This is a genomic window from Kitasatospora sp. NPDC091257 (assembly GCF_044757675.1).
GTDB lineage: Bacteria > Actinomycetota > Actinomycetes > Streptomycetales > Streptomycetaceae > Kitasatospora > Kitasatospora lactacystinica.
On record NZ_JBIVVI010001389.1, the window covers coordinates 1 to 2,154 of the forward strand.

Sequence of the window (2,154 nt, forward strand, 5' to 3'; positions counted from 1 at the left end):
GGCAGCGGGGCGGCGGGGGAGCCGATCACCGGGAGGTCCGGCAGGGTCGGATCGTGGTCCTCGTCCTCCTCCGCGGCCGGTCGGCCGGCCGGCCGCGGAGCGATCACCGGCAGGTCCAGCGCGGTGGGGCTCTGCTCGGCCTCCTCGACGGCGGCGGCCGGCGGGTCGATCGGCAGCACGGCGACGGTGATGTTGTCGTGGCCGCCGGCCGCGACCGCGAACTTCACCAGGGTCTGTGCGGTGGCGAGCGGCTCGGTGCGGGCGTCCGGGCGCACGTAGTACGCCAGGTCGGTGGCCGCCTCGGCGTAGTTCCACAGCCCGTCGGTGCAGATCAGCACCACCCCGGGGACGTGCGGGGTGAAGTCGAGGGTGTGCGGCACGACCTCCTCGGCGTCGGCGCCGAGCCAGCCGGTGATCGCGTGCGCGCGGGGGTCGGAGTAGGCCTCGGCCTCGCTCATCAGCCCGGCCTCGACCATCCGGGCCGCCCAGGAGTCGTCCTGGGTGAGCCGGAAGGGCTCGGCGGCGGCGCGGTCGTCCGGGATCCAGTACGCCCGGGTGTCGCCGACCCACCCGATGGTGACCCGTCCGCCCGCGGCTATGGCGCTGACGTAGGTGCAGGCGGGCGCGTTGAGGTCGGGGCGGGTGGGGCCGGCGCCGTCGGTGGCGAGGTCGGCGACGGCCTTGGCGGCGTCGGCGATGGCCTGGTGCATCGCCCGGTTCGGGTCCCGGCCGGCCTCCAGGGCGGTCAGCAGCGACTCGGAGGCGGCGTCCACGGCCGTCTCCGAGGCCTCGTCCGGGCGGTCGGAGGAGGAGACGCCGTCGCACACCACGGCGACCACGACCGGCTCGCCGCCGGGCAGCGAGGTCGCGGCGACGGTGAAGGAGTCCTCGTTGCGGTGGTGGCGCACGCCGCGGTCGCTGACCCCGGCGACGCCCCCGAGCGACTTCTCCATGTGGTCGCGCGGGCGCGGCTGGGCGCCGCCGCAGCCCTCGCAGTAGCCGTCCGGGGCGACCTGCGGCTGCCCGCAGTGCACGCAGACCGGCCCGCGCGGCGACGGTACGGCCTCGCCGCGCGCGGCGGCCCAGCTCGCCGGCATCGAGCCGGGGGCCGCCCGGCCGTTCCGGCCGGTCCCGCAGGAGCCGCAGAAGGCGTCCTCCTGGTCCATCGGCTCCGAACAGCTCGGGCACTCGGTCTGCTGCGGCATCTGCTACACCCACGTCCTGGGACGGGCACGGTTGGCCCGTTCCACCATCTCGATCCTGATCTCGGCCCGGTCGGCCAACCGGGCGAGTACCCGGTAGGACTGTTCCAGGGCGAAGCGCAGTTCCCGCTCCTGTGCGGGACGTCCCAGTACCACCAGGTCGGTGGCCCGTCGGCCGGCGGCCGCCTCGGCGCCGACCCAGCCGAGGGCCGCGTCGAGCACCTCGACCGCGAGCTCCTCGCGGCGGCGGGAGTCCAGCCGCAGCGCGGTCAGCTGCGCGGAGCTCGCGCCGAGGTCGACGGCCAGGTCGTCGGTGGCCGGGCGCTCGCGCAGCCGGGCCCGGACGGCGGCGATCCGGGCGGCCGTGTACTGGTTGGAGGTGGCCGGGACGGTCTCCAGGACGCGGACCGCGCCGGTCCGGTCCTCCTCGGCCAGCCGGACCCGGGCCAGCCCGAAGGCGGCGCTCAGGTAGGCGTGGTCGGTGGCCCACACCAGTCGGTAGAACTCGGCCGCGTCGCCGCCGTCGGCGAGCAGTTCGGCGCAGATGGCGAGGGCCAGCTTGGGGGCGGCCTCGCCGGGGAAGGCGTCGTAGACCGCGTCGAAGGCCTCCGCGGCGGCCCGCAGGGCCGTGACCCGCCCGCTCGCCTCCGGGCGCTCCTCGCTCTCGGCGCCGGCGCGCTCCTCGGCCCGGGGCGGGGCCTCGCTGCCGACCAGCGCGGTCAGGCCGCGGTACCAGACCACCCGCCAGTCGTCCGGCTGGTCCTGTTCCAGTTCGGCGAGGCGGCGCACGGCGTCCGGGTGGCGGCCGAGTTCGAGCAGGGTGCGCAGTTCGCGCAGCCGGCTCTCGACCGAGACGGTGGGCGCGGCGGCCAGCGCGGCGAGCGTCTCCTCGGGGTCGGGGGTGACCAGGACGGCCAGGAAGCCGGCGTTGGGGTCACCGGGGTCGACCCGG

Annotated in this window: 2 protein-coding genes; both read right to left on the reverse strand. The window is 76.7% G+C overall.

Annotated features, from left to right (window positions below):
- The coding region (locus ACIQOV_RS38575; protein WP_401055460.1) for a protein phosphatase 2C domain-containing protein at positions 1-1,205 on the reverse strand (1,205 nt) is incomplete at its 3' end.
- Between the two features lie 3 nt (positions 1,206-1,208).
- A partial coding sequence (locus tag ACIQOV_RS38580; RefSeq protein ID WP_401055462.1) for a tetratricopeptide repeat protein occupies positions 1,209-2,154 on the reverse strand: 946 nt, incomplete at its 5' end.